Here is a 2,965-nt window from a genome sequence, read left to right on the forward strand (position 1 = left end):
CGGGAGTCGAACCCGCACGCCCTTGCGAGCACTGGCACCTGAAGCCAGCGAGTCTACCAATTCCACCACTCGCGCGAATGGCGGAGCACTCTGTTACTCAACGCAAGAGATATACTACCACAGCTCACCGGGTATGTCAACCTTTTTTGCTTTTTTTCTTCCGAATTTTTTGCACGCCCGTGGCCCGCCGGCAGGGGGCCCACCAGCCCCGGAGGTCTCTGCCGTGCCCCCGGAGGCAAAAAGGCTGCGGAAGCCCGCCGGAGCGGCAATTTTCCGCGGCCTTTTTTCAGGGGGAGGGCAGAAGTTACTGCTGGATCACCGCACGGTTGATGGCGGAGAGGATGCCCTTGAGGGGGGCCAGGTTGATGTTGTGGGAGATTCCCACGCCGAAGCAGTCCTTTCCCTGGGCATCCCGGAGCTGGATATAGGCCACGGCCAGGGAGTCAGAACCGGCCTGGACGGCGTGCTCCTTGTAGTCCACGAAGGTGAAGCGGTCCATCTTCTGGCCGTGGATGGCGTTGAAGAAGGCGTCGATGGGGCCGTTGCCGCTGCCCTGGACCTGGAAGACCGTGTCCTTGTGGCGGAGAGTTCCGGCGAAGGTGACGTGGGAGTGTCCCTCCTCGTCAGTGAACTCGGCGAAGGAGTGCCGGACCAGCTCATAGGGCTTGGTGGCGTCCACATAGTGCTCCTTGAAGAGCTCGTAGATGCGCTGGGGCTTGAGCTCGGTGCCCACCCGGTCGGTCTCCACCTGGACGATATGGCCAAACTCCGGGTGCATGGCCTTGGGCAGGTCGAAGCCGAAGGAGTGCTGCATGACAAAGGCCGCGCCCCCCTTGCCAGACTGGGAGTTGATGCGGATGATGGGCTCGTACTGCCGCCCCACGTCGGCGGGGTCGATGGGGAGATACGGGACCTCCCAGAGAGGGGACCCGCTCTTCTCCATATACTGGGTGCCCTTGTTGATGGCGTCCTGGTGGGAGCCGGAGAAGGCGGTGAAAACCAGCTCCCCCGCGTAGGGCTGCCGCTCCCCGATCTTCATCTTGGTCACCCGCTCGTAGACGTCCCGGACCTTGCTGATGTCGGAGAAGTCCAGCCCCGGGTCCACCCCCTGGGTGTAGAGGTTCAGGGCCAGGGTCACCATGTCCACGTTGCCAGTGCGCTCGCCGTTGCCGAAGAGGGTGGCCTCTACCCGCTCCGCGCCGGCCAGCTGGCCCAGCTCGGCTGTGGCCACCCCCTCGCCCCGGTCGTTGTGGGGGTGGAGGGAGATGATGGCGCTCTCCCGGGAGGGCAGCTTGGAGATGAAATACTCGATCTCGTCGGCAAAGTAGTTGGGCATACAGTTCTCCACCGTGGTGGGCAGGTTGAGGATGACCTTCCGCTCCGGGGTGGCGCGCAGGGCCTCCAGCACCGCCTGGCAGATCTCCACGGCGGCGTCCATCTCGGTGCCCATGAAGGACTCGGGGGAGTACTCATACCGCAGGTCCATGCCGCCGTCCAGGGCGGCCTGGGAGAGCTCCCGGATGAGGTCGGCGGCGTCCACGGCGATCTGCTTGACCCCCGCCACGTCGGTGTGGAAGACCACCTTCCGCTGGAGGGTGGAGGTAGAGTTGTAGAAATGGAAGATGACGTGCTTGGCCCCGTCGATGGCCTCGAAGGTCCGGCGGATCAGGTGCTCCCGGGCCTGGACCAGCACCTGGATGGTCACGTCGTCGGGGATGTGCCCCCCGTCGATGAGGGCCCGGAGGAACTCAAACTCGGTCTCTGAGGCGGAGGGGAAGCCCACCTCGATCTCCTTGACGCCGATGTCCACCAGGGTGTGGAAGAGTTCCAGCTTTTCCTCCACGTTCATGGGGTCCACCAGGGCCTGGTTGCCGTCCCGCAGGTCCACCGAGCACCAGATGGGGGGGTGGGTGAGCTGCTTGTCCGGCCAGGCCCGGTGCTCCAGCTTGAGGGGGACGAAGGGAATGTACTTGCTTTGCGGGTCTTTTACCATGATGACTGCCTCCTTTTGTCCATTCCATGCTGCGCGGGGACATAGAAAACGCCCCCGACCTCCCGGTCAGGGGCGTAATGAATACGCGGTACCACCCTGATTCAGCCGCCGGTCACCCGGTCGGCCCTCGCCGGCCTCCAACAAGGCCCCGGCCTGTAACGCGGCCTCGCGTCCCCCCCTACTGCACACGGGTTCAGGGGGGCGGCTCTGGAATCAGTATCCACCTGGGTCCGCCGCGCCGGTTCGCACCTGCCACCGGCTCTCTGAGCGGGGAAGCCCGGGTCTTCTTTCCCTCATCGCTTTTGATTGTTCCCTATTTTAGAGGATTTCTTTCGGGTTGTCAAGGGAAAAATCACGCCCGCCCACGCCCGTCTCATAAAATGATAAGCTCGGCTACCGCACCCCTGAGGAACTCTTTGAGGCGTTTTTGGAGTCCGTTTTTGCGGTCTGACTACCGGCCTTGCGGCCCCTGCTGCCTGGACGTATTCAACTTGTTACTGCAATTTACGACATATTTTTGTCGGTCTGTCATTGTAATCACCGCATCGTAAGTCTTGTCCGCTTTCTCAGACCACAGGCCGGTGACAGGGGCTCTCCCGTCTTTCAGAAGGGCCGCTACGATGGTGCGGGTGGGTGTTTTCTTTCTGTTTTCCCACCAGCGGTTGTTTTTCCAGATGGTGAAGCCGCAGGTCCGATCCCCACAGAAAAAGCCCTGTTTCCGTTCAATGACGGCTTTCCCACACCGGGGCACCGGCCCACCGCCTCACGCTCCGCAGGAACAGCACGTCCTCGCCCTCTACCGGGCGGATCGTCCCCACCAGCTCCCGCAGCATGGCGGAGATCTCCGCCATAAAATCTTCCGAGGCCAGGGTACCCCGTTCCACCTCCTTCAGATGGTGCTCCCACTCGGCGGTGAGGGCCGGGGATTGCAGGGCCTCGGGCAGCACCGTGATGAGGGCGGTGCCGGTGGGC

2 protein-coding genes and 1 other annotated feature are annotated in these 2,965 nt (G+C 63.0%); both genes read right to left on the minus strand.

What is annotated here, in order from left to right; translation table 11 throughout:
* Window positions 1–304 precede the first annotated feature (304 nt).
* Window positions 305–1,993, minus strand: coding sequence for a 2-isopropylmalate synthase (leuA, locus tag Q0K09_RS10655; RefSeq protein ID WP_294476218.1), 1,689 nt, complete (start codon window positions 1,991–1,993; stop codon window positions 305–307).
* Window positions 1,994–2,058: 65 nt separating this feature from the next.
* Window positions 2,059–2,299 (minus strand) — a binding site (T-box leader).
* 416 nt (window positions 2,300–2,715) lie between these two features.
* Window positions 2,716–2,965 (minus strand): hypothetical protein (locus Q0K09_RS10660; RefSeq protein WP_365932174.1); only part of this gene is annotated, 250 nt, incomplete at its 5' end.

Source organism: uncultured Intestinimonas sp. (assembly GCF_944387725.1).
GTDB lineage: Bacteria > Bacillota > Clostridia > Oscillospirales > Oscillospiraceae > Intestinimonas.

Excerpts from the sequence above, each read along its gene's own strand:
- leuA (WP_294476218.1), bottom strand. The coding sequence starts at position 1,993 with ATGGTAAAAGACCCGCAAAGCAAGTACATTCCCTTCGTCCCCCTCAAG.